Origin of the sequence: Archangium violaceum Cb vi76 (assembly GCF_000733295.1) — a bacterium.
GTDB lineage: Bacteria > Myxococcota > Myxococcia > Myxococcales > Myxococcaceae > Archangium > Archangium violaceum.
In genome coordinates this window covers 33,323-50,868 of record NZ_JPMI01000273.1, presented here as the reverse complement: position 1 = coordinate 50,868, position 17,546 = coordinate 33,323, and the positions used below count along the sequence as shown (strand labels likewise).

Here is a 17,546-nt window from a genome sequence, read left to right as displayed (position 1 = left end):
ATCTAGCGGATGAGCCTCGACAAGGTCATTGGCTCGTACATCGCCGGCATGGCACTGCCCGTGTCGGCGATGTCTGGCTCCACTTTGTCCTCTCGCCAGATGGAGGACCTCTCGGGCCTCCCGAGGCACGAGAACATCATCCTGGGCCAGATCTCAAGCGAGCACGATAAAGGACTGAGCGAAGTACGCGCCGGAGCGTTCGACAAAGCCCTCAAATGGTTTGGGCGCGCTCATCACATCATGGAGACCGGACTCGAGACGGAGGAATCTCGACTGGTTGGGACTTCATTCCACCTCGCCGCTGTAGCCTACCTGGACTTTCATCTTGCCAGGTATCAAGAGGCGGAACAGGGGCTCCACGAGGCGATGGTCGCCTGCAAGCGACTGGCGGAGGAGCACGGGCACCGCCATGCCGCGGCGCGGAGGGTGCATCTGGCGCGGAATCTCGTGCGTGTGTCGTGGATGCATGGCAAGCATGGCGACGCGGTGGCGATGGCCTATCAGCTCCTGACGTATTTGTGGGCTGACAAGACGGTCTGGCCGTTTGGTGCCGCCAGTGATGTCCGTGTCGAACTGAAGCCCAGCGAAGAAGAGGCGTTGTGGCTGTCCGACGAGCTCCTGTCGGAGCTCCCTGCCATGGTGGACTCCGCGCGGAAGAGGAAGCGTGGCTTTCCACCGGAGCCCATGGGTCTCGCGGCGGCCCTGGGACATTGTCCCGTGAGAGAGCGGGTACGTGCCACCTATGCGCTTTGCCAGTCCGCGACCGACCGGCGCGAGCACGAGCTCGACACGGCCTTGTCCACGTTCTTCGCCTTGGGCAGGGGCAGTTTCGTCTTGACGTGGCGCAAGGTCGAGTGGCTCTCCCGGCAATGTGGGGTGGCCTTGCCTTTGGTGGAGTGATTGGGCCACCCGCGCATGGACGTGGTCAGCACCCACACCGTGAAGGGCAGGGAGGGGAGGAGAGCCGGCACACTCAGCGAGGGGAGCTGGTCGAAGCCCTCCAGCCACCGCACCAGCGCGAACAGGCCCGAGAGCACGGCGAGCTGCGGGAACATCGCCCCCCGACAGGAATCCGGGCTGGCAGGCATGCCCATCGGGCAGGAGCGCGCGCGCCCTGGCCGGCAAGCCGGGCGCCGCCCGGGCCCATGAGCTGCGCCTGAAGAACGAGGGCTGGGGCTCGCGCCACGACTCCTCCGTCGGCTTCCTCCGTCGGCTGCCCCGGCCCGCGGTAGGAGCGGCCTCCCCCGCCTCAGGGGGCATCGGGTGCCGGCAACCGCGGCAGCTCCACCGTGAAGGTGGCGCCCTGGCCGGGAGTGCTCTCGGCGGAGATGGTGCCCCCCATGGCCTGGAGCACCTGCTGCGTCACGTACAGCCCCAGCCCCAGCCCGCCGTAGTGCCGCTCCGACACGCCCCGCTCGAACTTGTGGAAGATGCGGGGCAACGCGTCCGGCTCGATGCCGATGCCCTCGTCCCTCACCACCAGCCGGGCCCGCTCGCCCATGTCCTCGACACGGATGGACACGGGATGGCCTCCCCCATACTTGAGGGCGTTGGAGAGCAGGTTGGACACCACCTGCTCCAGCCGCAGCCGGTCCCACTGCCCCACCACCGGCCCGTCCGTCACCAACCGCAGGGGGCTCTCGCTCCGCTCCGACTCCTCCTGGAAGCGCGCCGACACCTCCCGCGTCAGCTCGGACAGATCCACGGCCTCCCGCTCGAGGCGCAGCCGCCCCGCGCTCAGGTGCGACACGTCCAGCAGGCCGTCCACCAGCTCCGACAACCGCTTCACCTGGCGGCGGCTCACCTCCAGGTGCCCGAGCAGGCGCTGGGCCAGGGAGGGCTCGCACCGGGCCTCTATCTCCCGCCAGAGCACCCGCAGCTTGAGCACCAGGGGCGTCAGCGGCGTCTTCAGCTCGTGGCTGGCGATGGAGAGGAACTCGTCGCGCAGCCGGACCGCGCGCTGCGCGTCCCGGTAGAGCCGGGCGTTGTCCACCGAGAGCGCGGCGCGCCGGGCCAGGTCCTCCGCGGCCTCGAGCTCCACCGCCCCGTAGTGCCGGCCGGAACGCGCGGTGGTGATGAAGGTGAGCGCCCCCAGGGTGCGCCCGCGGGCCAGCAGGGGCACGGACATGAGGGAGATGGGACCGGTGGCGGCGATCGTCCGGGCGTGCTCCTCGTCGTGCACAGGGGAGGAGAATCGCTCGGGAGGCATCTCCGGCAGCAGCACGGGCCGGCCCTCGAGGATCGCCTTCGTGGGAGGGTGCTCGGAGTTTCCGTTCGGCCGGGCCGGAGAGCGGCGCAGTTGCTCGGCCAGGGCCCCATCGGCCGGGTCCGCCGACGACACCTCCACCCGGCGCACCGAGCCGTCCTCCTCCAACAGGTCCACCAGGCACCAGTCCGCCAGCGTGGGCACGGCCAGCCGCGCCAGGGTGGAAAGCGTCGTGCCGTAGTCCAGCGTGGAGGCCAGCGCCGTGCCCGCCTCCGCCAGGAAACGCTGGAGCTCCTCGCGCTGGCGCCGCTCGGTGATGTCGATGACCGAGCCGATATAGCCGAGGAACGCCCCGCCCGGCCCGAAGCGGGGAGCCGCCGAGTCGATGGCCCAGCGGTACTCCCCATCCGTGCGGCGCAGCCGGTAATCCAGCCGGAAGGGCGCGCGCCGCGCATTGGCCTCCACGAAGATGGCTCTACTCGGCGCGGCGTCCTCGGGATGGACGGCGTCCAGCCACCCGAAGCCCAGCCCCGTCTCCTCCGTCTGGCCGGTGAACGCGTACCACTGCCGGTTGAGGTAGGTGCACCTGCCGTCCGGAGCCGTCACCCACATCATCACCGGCGCGTGGTCCGCCATGTTGCGAAAGCGCGCCTCGCTCTCCTGGAGCGCCCGCTCGGCGGCCTTGCGTTCACCAATGTCCATGAGCGTCACCAGCACCCGGTCCGCCCGCCCCACCACCGCGTCCCAGCTGAAGGTGAGGAGCACCTCCAGGCGCCGCCCGTCCAGCGTCCGCACCACCGTCTCCGACTGCAGGAAGGGACGGCCCTCGGCCAGCGTCACCAGCTGCTCGACGAACACCTTCAGCGTGTCCGGCAGGAAGATGCGCTCCAGCGAGCCGAGCATCTCCTCGTGGCTGGAGGCACCGAACATCCGCAGCGTGGCGTCGTTGACGCCCAGCACGCGCACCCGCCGCACCGCCTCCAGGATGAAGTCCGGGTGGGCCAAGCACCAGGCACGCACGTCCCGCACACCCTGGTGCCGCAGCTCGAGCAGCAGCTCCTGCACCCCCGAGAAGTCCTCTTCCCAGATGGAAACGCCTACCCGCTGGACGATGTGGCGGGCATGTGCCGCGCGCTCCTCCAGCTCGGCGAGCCGCCGCAGCAGGGCTGCCCGGTCGTCATCGGAACGAGCGCCCCGGCGTCCCTCGGTGGTCTTCCTGGGTGCCTTGGGCATGGGTCTCCGGCTCGCCCCGCCGCGTGGTTCCAATCGCGCGGGCGCATGCTAGGCGCAACCCGTGAGGGGGCGCGGGAATTCACCAGGAACTGTGACGACAGGAACATTCCCGGGACGCGGCTCAGCCCAGGCCGAGTGCCTGCTCCACCTGGACCGCGCGGTGCGCGTACGTGTGCTCGGCCAGGACCCGGCGGCGCGCCGCCTGCCCCAGGTCCCTCACACCGTCGTCGGTGAGACACAGCACCGCCTCGGCGACCTCCAGGCCGTCCTGCGCCACCAGACACTCGCGCCCCGGCTCCAGGAAGAGCTCGATGCCCTCCCAGGCGTCCGTGATCAAACAGGCACCCACGCTCGCGGCCTCGAAGAGACGCGGCGCTGGCGAGAAACCGAAACGCGCCATGCCATCCCGGCTGATGTCGAGCACCGAGCGCGCCGAGCAGCGCAACGCGTTGTGCTCCCGGAGCGGCACGGGGCCCACGTACCGCACGTTGACGGGCCGCGGCCGCTCGCCCCACCCCTCACCGCCCAGCAGGAAACGCTTGTCGGGCAGGAGATCCGCGGCACGCAGGAAGAAGGACTCCACGCGCCGCTCCAGGTCCGGCTGCCGGTCGTCCAGCAGCGCCAGGTCACAGTCGAACCGGTGCTCGGCCCCCACCGGCGGGTGCGCGTCTGGATCCACCGCGCCGTAGATGGGGACACACTCGCGCGCGCCGAGGTCGCGGTAGGCCAGCACCACCGGGTCTCCCCCGCCCAGCGTGAAGACGCGGTCATAACGCGGCACCAGCGCCCGGAAGGGGTCCTCCGGGTTTCCCGCCATGCGCTCCAGGGAAACGGGAGCGTCCAGATCCCAATACACCACCTGGGTGCGGCCGGACCGGAGCTCCAGCACGCGGGCGTCCAGCCACTCGTCGAGGAAGCCCACGTGGCTGGCCTTCACCACCACGTCCGCCTCCCGGGCCTCCTCCAGACAGCGCTCGAGCCCGGCGGTGCCCTCCACCGAGTACACCACCACCGTCGCCCAATCCGGAGCCACCTTCAGGTCCCGGTGGCGCTGACGCTCGGGGAGCGCCGGCTCGTAGAACGTCACCTGGTGGCCCCGGGCGTGGAGCGCCTTGAGCAGGCCGCGGTAGTACATGACGGCCCCGTTCCACCGGGCGGAGACGAGACTCGCGCCGAAGAAGGCGATCCGAAGTCCGTGGCTGCGCATGCGACATCCTTTCCCGCTCGAACCGGCCCCCCAGTCCGGTATCGACGCCCATCCAACAGCCGCCGCTCAGGTGGCACGCGCCAGCTGGGGCTGGACGGTGGACACGCCCCCGGACGCACGGTCCAGGTCGGCATAGACAGCAAGGTAGGCATCCGCCATGCGATCCGGGGAGAACTCCAGTGCACGCGTCCGTGCAAGGGTGGACATCCGGCTGCACAGCACGGGCTCCGACACCAGCCGGCGCAGGGCGCGCGCGAGCATGTCCGTGTCCTCCGGTGGAACGAAGACGGCCGCGTCCTCCCACATCTCGCGAAGGGAGGGGATGTCTCCCAACACCAGCGCACACCCGGCGAGCGCGGCCTCCAGCACCGGCAGGCCCGAGGGCTCGTAGCGCGCGGGGAGCACGTAGATGGAGGCCCGGCCCATGTAGCCGGCGAGCTCCGCCTGCGGCAGCCGCCCCAACGCGCGCACATAACGGGCACGCACCTCACCGCCATGGGGGTGCAGGCAGTCGCCAGCCACGAGCACGGGCCAGTCCAGCCGGGGCGCCACCGTCTCCAGCACCTCCAGGTTGCGCGCCTCGTCCCACAGCCGGCCCGTGGCGAGGATGAAGGGCTCGCGCACGGGGCCCGGCGGGAAGTCCTCGTGGCGGCGTGAATGGGGGATGACGCCGGAGGAGCGCAACGGCCCGTAGTGCCGCGACAGGGAGGCCAGCAACTCGGAGGTAGGCGCCACCACATGGCCCGCGGCGCGCAGCCCCCGCGTCACCTCCCAGCGGTAGCGCACGTCCCGCTCCAGCGCTGGCTCGCTCTTCACCGCCTCCCACCACGACAGGGGACACGCGTGGGCCACCACCAGCGGACGGTGCCTCCAAGGCAGCGCGGCGTGGCAGTAGCCGTTGAGGTGCACCGCGTCCGGCTGGAAGCGGGACTCCAGCTCCATCAACCACTCCCCCGCCGCCGCCACGTCGTCCCAGGCGTCCTCGGGGCCCTCCAGCCGCCAGGTGCTCTGCTCGACGGTGAGCCCCGGCACGCTCCGCACCTGGGCCCACTGCAGCGCGGTGAGCGGCACGCCCTGCACGGCCAGCGTCACCTCCACCCCCCGGCGGCCCAGCGCCCGGCTCAGCTCCAGCGCGTACGTCCACACGCGGCCCCCGGTGCTCGCCGTCATGAGCACACGGCGCACCTTCCCGGACACGCTCGAGCGTGCGGAAACGGTGGCGGGCAGCGAGGAAAGTTCGCGCATGGTCATAAGCGGTAACACACCCGGGGCCCCGAGCCAGACGGGGGGGCCTCCTGGAGCCCCGGCTGCTGAACGGATCAACGCCCCGGATGCTCGTGGGTCAACGTCTCCGCCGTGCGAAACCGGACAGGGTGCTCCAGCGGTCTGAAAACGTTCTTGTCACACCCCGGTACAACGCAGGGAGCCCGGGCACCGCACCCGGCTCAGTGGGTGAGGACCTCCAGGGCGCGCCGGTAGTAGGCCTCGCGCTGCGCGAGCCCGTTGAAGCCGCCATTGATGCGGCGGGTGATCTCCCGGAAGTCGCCCACGTCCGCGAGCGCGTTGAGTCCCCGGCTCGTCCAGAACCAGGCCGCGACGCGGAAGCCCACGTCGACATCGGCGGCCCGCTGGGGGTTGCCCTCCAGATCGATGCCCAGGGCACGGCCCGCGGCCCGGTAGTTGTTCCGGCCCGTGAGCTGGATGGGGCCGCGGCCCTTGTAGCGCATGCCATCGCCCGGCCTCGTGTTGCCCAGATCCCTACGGCCCTCGTACGCCTCACCGGTGGCGAGTTCCTCGAAGAAGCGCAGCTCGGCGCTCTCGTGGGCGAGCTGGGCGAGGAAGGCCGCCTGGCGCTGGGGGGTGAGGATGTCGGCCTCGACCATGGCCGCGTCGAGGTGAGGCAGGCACTCGCCGGCACGGCTGGCGAGCAACCGGGGCATGATCTCCCGGAGCTGCTTCTCGTTGAGCCGCACGGTGATGGGGACCTCGGGAGGCTCGCCCTCGACGTGGACACCGAGCGCGGTCCAGGTCCGCGTCCCGACGATGCCATCCACGACCAGGCCCCTGGACTGCTGGAAGGCCTTCACGGCGGCCTGGGTCCTCCGGCCGAAGATGCCATCCGCCACCCCCGCGTCGAAGCCGGCCGCCAGGAGCTTGCGTTGCAGCTCGGCGACCTCCGGGCCACGCGACTCCAGACGCAATTCGCGAGGCGTGGTGGAGGATTGAAGGGACGAGATGTCGAGCGAGGGGGGCATCGGAAAACCTCCGCGTGGAATGTCACTTTCACGATGGAGGGGGGCCCGCGGATTCGTGAGCAGCCCGCCGGTCGGACCAGCCACGCATCACCCGCCCTACCGGCGAGCAACAGAAGAAACGGTTGGACGTCCGACTGCGTGGCATGGATGGTCGCCGCGTGAAAACGACATCGGACTGGAGGCTCATGGCCATGAGCCTCGGCTCCCAGCTTGCGCGGGTGAAGCCATGACATACCGGCCCCTTCCATACGAGCTGTACGACACACAAGAAGCGGTTGGGAAACAATGGGTCGCACATCCATCTCCGGAGCACAGGCGACTCCTCGGATTGGCACGAGATGCGCTCCTCTTCGTCTACGCGACTGGCCAACCGTATCGCTTCGAGGACTTCCGCAGGGCTCTCGAAGCTCGCGGTCACCCGCCGCCCGGCACATTCGAAACACCTGGAAATGACTTCGCGAGTCTCGAGGAGCAGCTGAACAGCACGAGGAACTTCCTCACGGGGCGCCGCGACGAGGCCGATTCCACCCGAGACAAGGAGGTGCTCCAGGCCATCGTGGACACACTCCATTTCATCTCCTCGACCGGGCAGCACCGCGCATTCAATGAATATCTCGAGCATCTGGAAGCGGATGCACCTCCGTATGTCATTGCCTCGTTCGAGACGGAGAAGGCAGCGAAGGCATGGCTCGAGAATCAGCCCATTCCTCCCGATTCCGCCAGTGTGCTGATCGCAGACGCCTATCACTGGGTCGTCCATGACGAGCGGGTGGGCATCTTCCGTCTACCGCGCGTCCGCGACCTCGGGTACCACCTCGCCGATCTCAAGAAGAGACATCCACCCGCCGCCGTCGCGTCCTTCGCCACGCGCGAGGAAGCAGAGGCCTGGTGGAAGGCCCAACCCACGCCCGCCAGATGGGCCTGGGTGTCCATCGCGGCTGAGCCCTATCTCGCGGTGTATCACCCCAACATCCAACACCACGCCCTCTACCCCCTCTCCATGGCCGATGGTTACGAGGTGGAGGATGACGAGGTGGAGCCCGGCGAGCCGTAGGGACACGGCTCCAGGTCTCTCGCCTCCGGGGCGAACATCTCCGTGCATTCCGGCTTGACCTCGCAGGTTCGGCGGCAGGAAGTTCCCAGCCCATGCTGCCCACCCTCTGCGGTCACCTCGCCCTGCTCGCCGCCCTGTCCGCGGACCCGCCGACTCTCCCGCTTCCCCAGGTCACCTCCCCGCGACCCCGCCCCACACAGGAGGTGATTCCAGAGGTCACCTCCCCACCGGCCCCGCCGGGCCACGCCGCCCCAGGCACTCCCCCCACGTTCCGCTTCATCCCCCCGCTCGACCCGGCGGCCCTCTCGCGGCGCAACGGCGAGCCGGGTACACCCACCCTGACGGCCGAACCCGGGACCGCACGGCCCGAAGCCATGAACACCGGGTCGCCTCCGCTCCGGCCCGAGGACGCCCACGCCCACGAGGAGCCGGGGCTGCTCGCGCGGCTGGTGCTCTCGGGACGACTGCGCCGCGGCGGCGTCACCGTCGCGTGGTGGAAGGGCCCCGACGCGCCCTCCCCCGAGGATCCGATCTCCATCGACGAGAGAACCCTCTACCTCGCCGAGACGCTGGCCGTGGTGGCCATGACGCTGGAGTTGTCCCCGGCGGCCACGACGCCATGGGTGCCGGGCGAGGCCTGGCTGTTGGATGCACGCGGTGGCGTGGTGGGCCGCTTCCCGGTGTGGATGGAGGGGACACAGCTCAGCCCGGGGGAGAAGCGCACCGTGGTCTTCGAGGTGGAGCGTGTTCCCGGCGCACCGCCCCGGACGCTCCGGCTGGAGCTGCGGGAGCGGAACGGTGGGCCCACCGTGCGGGCCGGAGACGTGAATCTATGAACGGGGAGCGATTGGACATGAACGAGCCCATCCTGAACGTGGCATGGCTCGAGCCCGGCACGGTGGTGGCCGGCTGGCGCCTCGGAGAGAAGCTGGGGGTGGGAGGTTATGGGGCCGTCTACCGGGCGGAGTCGGTGACGCAGCCGGGCACCTTCTGCGCCATCAAGGTGTTCCTCAACCCCGCGGACGTGCGGGCTGGACGCGAGGCGGCCCTGCTCATGGACAAGGCGGTGCACCCCAACGTGGTGCGCTGCCTGGGCGTCGGCCGCTGGCCCCACCCGGCCCGGGGACACCTCTTCCTGGTGCTGGATCTCGTGCCCGGCCTGCCCCTGCACCTGTGGGTGGAGGAGCACAACCCCGACTTCGCGCGCGTGGCCTACGTGAGCGCGGAGGCCGCCCTGGCGTTGGGCACGCTGCACAAGCGGGGCGTCCTGCACCGCGACCTCAAGCCCGAGCACCTGCTCGTCCGGGAGACGGACACGCGCCCCGTGCTGGTGGACTTCGGCTCGGGCGACTACGAAGGGGCGGGGACGCTCACCGAGACGCCGCTGCCTCCGGGCACCACCCACCTGCGCAGCCCCGAGGCCGCGTGCTTCTGGCTGGCCCGGGAGGACAACCCCCGGGCGCGCTATGCCTACAGGCCGGCGGACGAGCTGTACGCGCTGGGGGTGTGCCTGTACCGGGCGCTCACGGGGCACTACCCCTTCCCTCCGGGGGACATGAAGTTCATGCAGTACCTGGACATCGCGCACCGGGAGCCGGTGGCGCCCATCGACGTCAACCCCCGGGTGCCACGCGCCTTCAGCGACGTCGTCATGAGGCTGATGGCCCGGCACCCCGAGGCGCGCTACCGCGATGGTGAGGAGACGCACGCGGCCCTGCTGGCGGCTGTCACCTTCGGAGGGCGCGAGTCCTGGGAGGCCAGCGTCTTCGAATGGGACGAGTCACCCACGGCGGAAGGGCCCGAGGGAGCGGTCACCTCCAAGCGGAGCATCCGCCGGCCGCCTCCGCCTCCCGTGCGGGAGCAGCCGCCACATTCTCCGCCCTCTCCGGAGCGGCCACCGCGCTGGCGGTTGGCCCCGCTCGCGGGACTCGCGGCCCTGGTGGGCCTCACGGCGGCAGTGCTCCTCTTCACTCAGCTCGTGACGAGGTGGGGCACGCCACCGGAAGCCCCACCTTCGTCCCCCCACCCCACCGCTCAGGTAGCCAGACACCACCCGCCCGCAGTGGTTCAGGAAGTGGCGCCCGGAACGGACGCACCGGACACTGCGCCCACCGCGGCCCCGCCCTCCCCGGCGGACGTCGCCCCCGCGGCCACTCCCCCAGTGCGACAAAAGGATGAAGCGTCGATGAAGAAGAAGAACGGACCTGGAAGCCCCCAGCCCGAGCAGCGGCCCTCCCCTCCCCAGACGGCCTCCTCCGATGCCTGGAAGCGAGCGCTGCTGATCTGCCTGGTCCAGGGCGGAACCGCCTGCGCGGGTGCCCAGCTCAAACCCCAGCGAGGCCCCTGCCCTCCCGAGGCCCTCGCCGCCATGAAGGCCCTGCGCATCGACATCCATGATGGACGGGAGGCCTGGCTCGATGTCACCAAGCCGCTTGCGCTCGGCGGGGACAACTACGCGGATGGCCCCGTCATCAGCAGTTTCGTCCGTGAGTTCGGTGGCATCCCGCGGGGCTCGATGCTCTACGGCCGGCTGTGGGTGACCGGCAACGGGACGGACAACGAAGGGCGCAAGCAGATCTTCGGCCGCTGGGACAAGGTGAAGCTGCCGGATGGACGGGAGATGCCCGTGTGCTTCAACCTCATGAACCGGGATGGCACCTATGAGTCCAGGGTGGGCCCCCCCGGCTACGCGCGGCTGCCGCGCACCGTTCCGCTGGTGGCCGTCGACCGCTTCGTCTTCGAGGATTGAAGCCCCGCGGTCCTCTCTTCAGGGCCCGGCGGGCTCCGCCACCTCGGAGCCGCCGTCCCGGCCCTCCCGCGCGCGCTGCCGCTCGAGCCACGCCTTGTACTCCGCCGACTCCATGAAGGCCCTGGCTTGCGGCCCCTCCTGGATGCGCACCCGCATCTGACGCCCTCCCGCTCCGCGCTCCATCTCCTCGAGAATGTGCACCGCGCCCGCGTGGTCCGCCTCCTCGATGGCCACGCTCAGCAACTCCACCCGGGGCTCCCACAACCCCGGGTCCTCCTCGAGCGCCTTCTGCAACAAGCGCTTCGCCCCCTCCAGATCGTCCTGCCCGTGCAGCATCCGGCCCCGCAGGTAATCCATGTAGGGGTCCGCCACCCTCCGGTCGAGCCGGTCGATCGCCGCCATCATCACCGCGCTCTCTCCACGCAGCATCGGGTTGTCCAACGCGAACAGGTCCAGCAGCGGCTCCTGGGGGAAGGCCTTCTCGAAGGCCAGCAGCCCCAGCGCGTACTCCGCCTCGTCCAGCGACGCGAGCACCTCCAGGCGCTTGAGCTGCACGAACTTCTCCCCGCGCACCCGCGGCGGAAGCCGGTCCATCTCCTCCACCGCCTCGCGGCCCTGGCCCGCTCCGAGCAGGCGCTCGATGCGCCGCCACCGCGGCAGCTGCTCCACCCATTGCCGCTCCACGCCGCGCAGCTTCTGGGTGAGACACTGCCCGCGTTCGGCCGCGGCCAGCAGGAACACCCGCCACATGGACTCGCTGATGCGCTCGCCCTCCAGGTAGGGGAAGAGGTCGACGATGACGGCCTCGTTCCGGGCGTTGCGGCCCAATTCCAGCTCGAGGTAGTTCAACCCCGAGCCGGACAGGATACGGAAGAGCGCGAAGGGCGTGCGCCCCCGCATGCGCACCTGGAGCAGCCGGGCATGAAGGCCCTGCCCTTTCGAGCCCAACAACCGGCGGCCCATGGGCCATCCGTCCGCGCGCACCTCGCCGGTCAGCGCCTCGAGGAAGGTGCTCGAGACCGGCAGGCCCCGCGTCACACGCTGGAGGAACTGCTCTCCATCGAGCCGCGCATCCAGGGTGGCCTCGTCTCCGGCGAGAAGCGCGGCCTCCACCTCCCGGGCCAGTGACAGGAAGGCCGGGTCCACGGGCGAGGACACGGCGGGGGGAGACGTGGGCACAGCGAGCAACAGCCAGAGCAGGGGGAGCATGCGCCCCGGTCTATCACAGATGATGACTCGCGAGGTAGCCCGGCCGACTTGACTCCCGCAGTCACGGGACCGCAGACTCCAACGGACGCAGGCGCCGGTCTCGCGTCCAGGACCACCCGCTCCAGCGCTGCCTTTCCTCCGACGTCTCCAGGGTTTGCGCATGGGCATGGCGTCAATCCCATGAAGTCTCGACGCGCGTTGCTCCTGATACGTCAGGTGTCCCGATGTCACCCGGACCACTGGGAGGGGATGATGCCGCGAAGGCTGCTGCTACTGGTTCCGCTGCTCGTGCTGGAAACGGGTTGTCCGCATGCCTGGGGGCGCGGAGGGCACCATCGACGAAGCCCTGGCCAAGGACATGAGGCAGTACCTGTCGAATCAGAACTGCACACTCGAGGAGGAGGAGGAGTGGGAGGAATGCGGCGAGGACTTCTGGAGCAGGCCGAGCAGCGAGCAGCGGTCGTGTCCGCTGGAGTGCCAGCCTCCCAGGTAGCAGCCATGGGGGTGGGTGGATGAACTGGCGCACGGTTCTCCCAGGCCTGCTCGGCCTGCTGCTGCCGCTGCCCTTGCTGGGACTGCTCTACCTGGCCATGTTCCACCAAGGCACCCAGCCCTCCCCTCCCGAGGGACACATCCTCGTGCCCATGCTTTCGCCGCAGGTGCGTCAGGGCCTGCGTACCTACGAGCAGGACTGCCGCACGGATGCGGACTGCGAGTCGCAGCTCCGCTGCTTCCACAACCTGCGGACGGGGCGCCAGTACTGCACCGACAGCACGTGCTGGGCAGACCAGGACTGTCCGGAGGACTTCGCCTGCCGGACCCTGAGGGCCAGCAACAAGGAGGACCTCATCCGCGTCTGCTCGCTGCAGGGCAGCCGCAAGGAGGGCGAGCTCTGCGAGGAGCATCCCGCCCTTCTCGTGGACGGGTGTGAGAAGGGCCTCATCTGCTCGGGATTCTGTGGCCGGCCCTGCCGTCTGCATGAGCCCTCCAGTTGTCCCGAGGGGTACGTCTGCAAGGAGGGGGACCACGCTCCCTCCTGCGTGCCTACCTGCGAGGGCCGCGCCTGCCCCGAGGGCCAACGGTGCGTCTCCCTGATGGGAGGGCATGGCTCCGTCTGCATGACGGTCCACGGCCAGGACTGCGAGCTGAATCCCTGTCCCCAGGGGATGTCCTGCACCCGGAGTACCTACCCGACGACCCCGGGCAAAATCTGGATGCAGTGTCTACGCCGATGTGGCCGGAGCACGCTGCCCTGCCCCGAGGACTCGGCCTGCTTCTTGTTCCAGTGCCGCAAGGCGTGCTCGCCAGAGGGACCACCGGTCTGTGAGCCGGGCTTCGCGTGTGGGAGCAACCCATCTGGCCAGCAGTGGGTGTGTCTGCCGAGCACACGGTCCGAGTAGCTCACCAGAGGTCATCGGAGAAGAGGCAGTGAAGAAGCCTCACCTTTCCAAACCCTGTGTTGCCAATCTGGAGATCCGGCACGGGCGTGAAGAGCACGTCGTTGGGCAGCCGGACGGAGCCGAACGACTCCTGGGCGAGTGCCTCCAGCTTCGCCTCGTACGGCTGGTACTCGGATGGAAGTGGAGGAAACCATTCCTGGGAGGCCGACCGTTCCTCGTCCAGGTCCACCTCCCGCGAGGCGTGGAGGAGGTGAACTGGCGCGAGAATGCTCGTGAGCACCACCACGGCCTTGTGCTCCCCCGCGGGCACCTGGGAGTCGGGCAGGTAGACCCGGACACGACGGCTCGGGTCATAGGGAAGACCCGGCAAATCCCACACCGTGCACTCGGGAAGCTGCTCGCGAATCCGCCGAAGGAAGCGCTGCCACGCCGTATCGTCTCTCTGGGCCGCCCGGCGCAAGGCATCCAACCTGAGGAACTCCTCACTCGTCCTGTGTCGCGGGTCGTCACCGTGGATTCCCACCGGGTAGTAGCGGTGCACGAGTTCGATGAGGGCTTCCACGGAAAAAGGTGCGTCCATGGGGCTCTGACTTTCAGTCCTCGGGGAAGGATCTGGGCTTGATTCCGAGTGTGGCGAATTTCGTCACCTTGACGCCTTTGATGGACTCGTTCAGGCGTCTCGACATTCCCAGCCGGAAGTGCTCGCAAGCAATGGCCGTGACGGTCTCATGTCCAAGCAAGACCACTCGAGCGGACTCGTCCGCGGCACCGGAGGCTCTCTGCTGTGCGACCGTATTCGAGATGGAGCGCTGCTTGTTGGCGAAGGGCACTCCGACCTCGACATCGCACCATGCATACAGCGGTCTGCGTTGAGAGGCCCGGGACAGGAGGATGTTCACCTGAGCCACCTTCCACCCACCCGGCCCTTTTCCTTCATGGGACACGATGTCGTGGAACTCAAATGCACTGGGCGGGATGTGCCCTCCGGAAAAGGTCGTGCACGCACCCAACGGGAGTGCGGCAAGTACCACGAGAATCCGCGTCCAGACGTTGCGACTCATGGTCCCCCCCCTCAAGCTCAGAGACTCTTCGACAGGCAGCAGGCCGATGACGCGAAACGGAGGGGCCGGAACCCGGGAGCTCCGGCACCCTCACCCCGTCCCTCTCCCGAGGGGAGAGGGGATGGGGGTACTGTGACTTCACGGGCGCTACTTCTTCGTGTCCGGGCCCTTGCCCGCGTCCGCGTCCTTGCCGGCTTCCTTCACCGCCGCGTCGGCATCCGCCTTCGGCTTGCGGATGGGACAGGACACGATCGCCCCGTTCGGATCGATGGCGTCCTTGCCGGACTCCACCTTGAGCACCTTGCGCTCCTCGCCAATCACGAACGTGTAGCGGTTCGCCAGCTTCAACACCGGCGTCTTCACGTCATAGAGGTTCGTCAGCTTCGCGTCCGGATCCGGGATGAACGGGAACTGCGCCTTCAACGACTCCTTGAACTTCGCCAACGTCTCCTTGTCATCGGTACTGACGGCCAGGACCTGGCCGTGGAGCTTCTCGACTTCCGCGTAACGGTCGCGGTACGCCGAGAGCTCGCGGGTTCAACCCCCTGTGAAGGCCTTGGGGAAGAAGGCCAGGATGACCGGGCCTTGCTTCACCATCTCCGACAACGTGTACGACTTGCCGGCGGTGTCCTCCACCGTGAAGTCCGGCGCGACGTCCCCTACCTGGGGGGAGGCTCCCGCGAGGAAGCCCGCTACGAGCGTGGGAATGAGCATGCCCCGAGTTAACGGCTTCGCCGTTTCCGGCGCAACCCGGGCGCCCTACTTCTCGCTCATCCGGGCCCACACCGCCGCGGCCGCCTCGCGCGCCTGCTCCGCCACCACCGAGGGGTTCACCGACAGGGGCCGGCGCGCCCACACCCGCCACACGCCGTCCACCATCACCGACTCGACATGGCGCGAGCCCAGGCCGAACACCACGTGCCAGGCCAGGTTCTCCGCCGTCAGCGGGGTGGCCGGCAGGTAGTCCATGATGAGCAGATCCGCCACCGCGCCCTCGCGCATCTGCCCCACCTGCAGCCCGAAGGCCTGCGAGGCCAGGCGCTGCCCGTTGGCCAGGTAGCGCAGCACGTCGATGGGCTGCCCCGCGTCGCGCGAGCGCAGCCACGCCGCCTGGGCCTCGGCGAACATGTCCGCGCTCACCCCGTCGGCGCCCAGCGTCGCCCGGTGGCCGAACTTCAGCGCCGGCGCGTAACCCACCTCGGCCTCCATGTTCGAGCGCGGCGTGTGCGCCAGCCACGCGCCCGTGGGCAGCAACTGCGCCAGCTCGGGCCACGCCAGGTGCCCCACGTGCGCCAGCAGCGCCTGCGGAGACAGCAGCCCGCCATCCACCAGCCGCATCACCGGCGAGGAGCCGTAGCGCTCCACCGAGAGCTTCTCATCCAGCGGATCCTCCGCCAGCGGCACGTGCAGCCCGGCGCCGGTGCTCTTCACGGCCTCGGCGATGCCCTCCAGGGCCTCCTTGCTCACGGTGAAGAGGGGGGCCGAGCCCACCTGTCCCCGGAGCCGCCCGCGCGCCTTGCGCGTGAAGGCCACCGTCTCCTCCAGGCCCTCCTCGCGCCCCAGCGCGCCGCGCCGGTCCGTCACCGCGTAGGCGAGCACCCCGCGCAGGCCCACCTCGTGCAGCCCACGCCCCACCCGCAGCAGCGAGCCCTGGACGGCCCGGGGCGAGGAGTGCAGATCGAACACGGAGGTGGTGCCACACTGGAGGGCCTCGAGGCCCCCGGCGGTCGCGGCCACCTGCACCGCGTCCAGGTCCAGCGCGTCCTCGTAGCGCCAGCGGACCTTCTCGAGCAGCTCCTCGTAGCCGTCCAGCTTGGGCCGGGGCATGCCGCGCCCGAGGCTGGCATAGAGGCGCTGGTGTGCGCTCACCAGGCCCGGGAAGACGAGCTTGCCCGAGAGCGTGAGAACCTCGTCATCCGGGGCGGCCGGCAGCTCGGGCCCACGGGCCACGATGCGCTCGCCCTCGATGCGCAGGTCCACCCGCTCGACACACGCGGGTTCGAGCTCGACGACGATGCCACCTTTCAGGAGCGTGCCCACCCGTCCCTCCGGTTGTCCGAGACCGTTACGTCAGCGCGCCCCGCCCCCGGACGCCGACCGGACGGTAGGTTAGCACTCCGCACGCGTCATGGGGCGCTACAGCGGGAAAAGAACCATCCACCCACGGAGGGCTCCCAACGCGCTGCGCAACAGGAAGGTCACCGCGAGCCTCCGCCAGACGTCCGGTGGAAGACCCGGACCCACCGGGGGCACCAGGAGATTCACCCCGGGTAGGGGGTACACCGCCCGCCAGGCACCACAGGTGGGCCCACGGCCCGGGTGGAGTACCGGGCACGGCCCTCCGCGTCACCTTCTATTGCAGACCGAGCTCGTGCTCCCAGTCGTACAGCTTCTCGAGCAGATCCGCCGTGCACGCACCGGACACACGCTCGAACGCGGAGGGTTCGAGTGCGGCGAGGCGCTCGCGCTGGAAGGAGGGGTCGGCCACGACAGCGCGGTGCTTCAGGTCGCGCGCATACGCAAGGGCACGAGGCATCTGCCGGAGGATGGCCTCGAGGCTGTCCTCCCGCGTCGCTCGCGCCATGCGCTCCGCGGCCGTCTTCAGGCGTGCGTACACCGGGGTTTCACCCACCGGGCACCACGCATCCATGGCCCAACCGCAAGAGGCCACCATCAGTTCCTCCAGGGTGAGCGCGGGCCCCAGGGTCTTGAAGAGGTAACGCACGGACTGGAGCGGCTCCCAGAAGCGCAGCACCGCCTGGAGGCGCAGTGCCGACAGTTCGGCACTCCGTGGAGCATCCTGCGCGGTCACGAAATACAGCGCGCCCCAGGCTGTCTCACGGAAGCAGGCCTCGTAGGCATCCCTCACGGGAAATGGGTCCTGCCATTCCGGAGCTTCGGACAAGGCGAGCATGACCTCCGACACCATGTACAACCGCCAGGCCGGTTGCTCGTGCTGAAAGTCGGCCACCCCGTGGGTCAACACGACTCCGCCAGGGGAGACCTCCAGCATCTGACGGGGGACGGGAAAGGAACCATCCTTCCGGAACTGCTCGCCGCACCGCAGCCCCTCCTTCTTCGTCTTCTGGTGGACCGCAGGATGGAGACCATGCAGGAAGGACGGCAGTTGCAGCGAAGCATGCTGTCCAGGTGCCATGACACGCCTCCTATC

Annotated in this window: 16 protein-coding genes; 6 read left to right on the top strand and 10 right to left on the bottom strand. The window is 69.4% G+C overall.

Annotation, left to right across the window (positions count from 1 at the left end; all coding sequences use genetic code 11):
* The first annotated feature begins 9 nt into the window (after window positions 1-9).
* A complete protein-coding gene (locus Q664_RS37290; RefSeq protein WP_043407133.1) occupies window positions 10-900 on the top strand; it encodes a hypothetical protein in 891 nt (296 codons plus the stop codon).
* A gap of 349 nt (window positions 901-1,249) precedes the next feature.
* On the opposite strand, the gene Q664_RS59540 is transcribed toward Q664_RS37290, so the two are convergent.
* From Q664_RS59540 to Q664_RS61605, 4 genes are all read right to left on the bottom strand, one after another.
* Complete coding sequence (locus tag Q664_RS59540) at window positions 1,250-3,439, bottom strand: PAS domain-containing sensor histidine kinase (RefSeq protein ID WP_052519150.1); 2,190 nt, start codon at window positions 3,437-3,439, stop codon at window positions 1,250-1,252.
* A 121-nt stretch (window positions 3,440-3,560) separates the two neighbouring features.
* Window positions 3,561-4,646 (bottom strand): CgeB family protein, encoded by a 1,086-nt coding sequence (locus tag Q664_RS37280; protein ID WP_043407130.1) that lies wholly within the window; start codon window positions 4,644-4,646, stop codon window positions 3,561-3,563.
* A 66-nt stretch (window positions 4,647-4,712) separates the two neighbouring features.
* Complete coding sequence (locus Q664_RS37275) at window positions 4,713-5,891, bottom strand: glycosyltransferase family 4 protein (RefSeq protein WP_235217029.1); 1,179 nt, start codon at window positions 5,889-5,891, stop codon at window positions 4,713-4,715.
* Between the two features lie 200 nt (window positions 5,892-6,091).
* On the bottom strand, window positions 6,092-6,901 hold the full coding sequence (locus Q664_RS61605; protein WP_084610601.1) for a peptidoglycan-binding protein: 810 nt from the start codon (window positions 6,899-6,901) through the stop codon (window positions 6,092-6,094).
* Between the two features lie 328 nt (window positions 6,902-7,229).
* Between Q664_RS61605 and Q664_RS37265 the strand changes: the two genes are divergently transcribed.
* From Q664_RS37265 to Q664_RS37255, 3 genes are all read left to right on the top strand, one after another.
* A complete protein-coding gene (locus Q664_RS37265; RefSeq protein WP_200883820.1) occupies window positions 7,230-7,955 on the top strand; it encodes a hypothetical protein in 726 nt (241 codons plus the stop codon).
* Between the two features lie 92 nt (window positions 7,956-8,047).
* A complete protein-coding gene (locus tag Q664_RS37260) occupies window positions 8,048-8,791 on the top strand; it encodes a DUF2381 family protein (RefSeq protein WP_043407125.1) in 744 nt (247 codons plus the stop codon).
* A 17-nt stretch (window positions 8,792-8,808) separates the two neighbouring features.
* Window positions 8,809-10,704: a serine/threonine-protein kinase gene (locus tag Q664_RS37255; RefSeq protein WP_160174583.1), complete on the top strand. Its 1,896-nt coding sequence runs from the start codon at window positions 8,809-8,811 to the stop codon at window positions 10,702-10,704.
* 18 nt (window positions 10,705-10,722) lie between these two features.
* Here Q664_RS37255 and Q664_RS37250 read toward each other — a convergent pair whose 3' ends face one another.
* On the bottom strand, window positions 10,723-11,913 hold the full coding sequence (locus Q664_RS37250; RefSeq protein ID WP_043407116.1) for a hypothetical protein: 1,191 nt from the start codon (window positions 11,911-11,913) through the stop codon (window positions 10,723-10,725).
* Between the two features lie 310 nt (window positions 11,914-12,223).
* Between Q664_RS37250 and Q664_RS37245 the strand changes: the two genes are divergently transcribed.
* Entirely contained in the window at window positions 12,224-12,406 is a 183-nt protein-coding gene (locus Q664_RS37245) for a hypothetical protein (protein ID WP_043407113.1), read from the top strand.
* 19 nt (window positions 12,407-12,425) lie between these two features.
* On the top strand, window positions 12,426-13,313 hold the full coding sequence (locus tag Q664_RS56810) for a hypothetical protein (protein ID WP_043407110.1): 888 nt from the start codon (window positions 12,426-12,428) through the stop codon (window positions 13,311-13,313).
* A gap of 1 nt (window position 13,314) precedes the next feature.
* Here the strand turns inward: Q664_RS56810 and Q664_RS37235 are convergent, their stop codons facing one another.
* The 5 genes from Q664_RS37235 to Q664_RS37215 form a co-directional block, all read right to left on the bottom strand.
* The gene (locus Q664_RS37235; protein WP_043407107.1) at window positions 13,315-13,893 is read right to left on the bottom strand and encodes a hypothetical protein; all 579 of its coding nucleotides are present in this window, start codon (window positions 13,891-13,893) and stop codon (window positions 13,315-13,317) included.
* 13 nt (window positions 13,894-13,906) lie between these two features.
* Window positions 13,907-14,374 carry a hypothetical protein gene (locus tag Q664_RS37230; RefSeq protein WP_152622565.1) on the bottom strand — a complete coding sequence of 156 codons (468 nt, stop codon included), beginning with the start codon at window positions 14,372-14,374 and terminating at the stop codon, window positions 13,907-13,909.
* Between the two features lie 147 nt (window positions 14,375-14,521).
* The gene (locus Q664_RS37225; protein ID WP_084610600.1) at window positions 14,522-15,088 is read right to left on the bottom strand and encodes a peroxiredoxin; all 567 of its coding nucleotides are present in this window, start codon (window positions 15,086-15,088) and stop codon (window positions 14,522-14,524) included.
* Between the two features lie 45 nt (window positions 15,089-15,133).
* Entirely contained in the window at window positions 15,134-16,414 is a 1,281-nt protein-coding gene (locus tag Q664_RS37220; protein ID WP_043407101.1) for an amidohydrolase family protein, read from the bottom strand.
* A 313-nt stretch (window positions 16,415-16,727) separates the two neighbouring features.
* The gene (locus tag Q664_RS37215) at window positions 16,728-17,531 is read right to left on the bottom strand and encodes a hypothetical protein (RefSeq protein WP_043407098.1); all 804 of its coding nucleotides are present in this window, start codon (window positions 17,529-17,531) and stop codon (window positions 16,728-16,730) included.
* Window positions 17,532-17,546 lie beyond the last annotated feature (15 nt).

Coding starts and splice junctions, on each gene's coding strand:
- Q664_RS37290 (WP_043407133.1), top strand. CDS start 10: ATGAGCCTCGACAAGGTCATTGGCTCGTACATCGCCGGCATGGCACTG.
- Q664_RS59540 (WP_052519150.1), bottom strand. CDS start 3,439: ATGCCCAAGGCACCCAGGAAGACCACCGAGGGACGCCGGGGCGCTCGT.
- Q664_RS37280 (WP_043407130.1), bottom strand. CDS start 4,646: ATGCGCAGCCACGGACTTCGGATCGCCTTCTTCGGCGCGAGTCTCGTC.
- Q664_RS37215 (WP_043407098.1), bottom strand. CDS start 17,531: ATGGCACCTGGACAGCATGCTTCGCTGCAACTGCCGTCCTTCCTGCAT.
- Q664_RS37245 (WP_043407113.1), top strand. CDS start 12,224: ATGCCTGGGGGCGCGGAGGGCACCATCGACGAAGCCCTGGCCAAGGAC.
- Q664_RS37255 (WP_160174583.1), top strand. CDS start 8,809: ATGAACGAGCCCATCCTGAACGTGGCATGGCTCGAGCCCGGCACGGTG.
- Q664_RS37250 (WP_043407116.1), bottom strand. CDS start 11,913: ATGCTCCCCCTGCTCTGGCTGTTGCTCGCTGTGCCCACGTCTCCCCCC.
- Q664_RS37275 (WP_235217029.1), bottom strand. CDS start 5,891: ATGCGCGAACTTTCCTCGCTGCCCGCCACCGTTTCCGCACGCTCGAGC.
- Q664_RS37260 (WP_043407125.1), top strand. CDS start 8,048: ATGCTGCCCACCCTCTGCGGTCACCTCGCCCTGCTCGCCGCCCTGTCC.
- Q664_RS37235 (WP_043407107.1), bottom strand. CDS start 13,893: ATGGACGCACCTTTTTCCGTGGAAGCCCTCATCGAACTCGTGCACCGC.
- Q664_RS56810 (WP_043407110.1), top strand. CDS start 12,426: ATGAACTGGCGCACGGTTCTCCCAGGCCTGCTCGGCCTGCTGCTGCCG.
- Q664_RS61605 (WP_084610601.1), bottom strand. CDS start 6,901: ATGCCCCCCTCGCTCGACATCTCGTCCCTTCAATCCTCCACCACGCCT.
- Q664_RS37230 (WP_152622565.1), bottom strand. CDS start 14,374: ATGAGTCGCAACGTCTGGACGCGGATTCTCGTGGTACTTGCCGCACTC.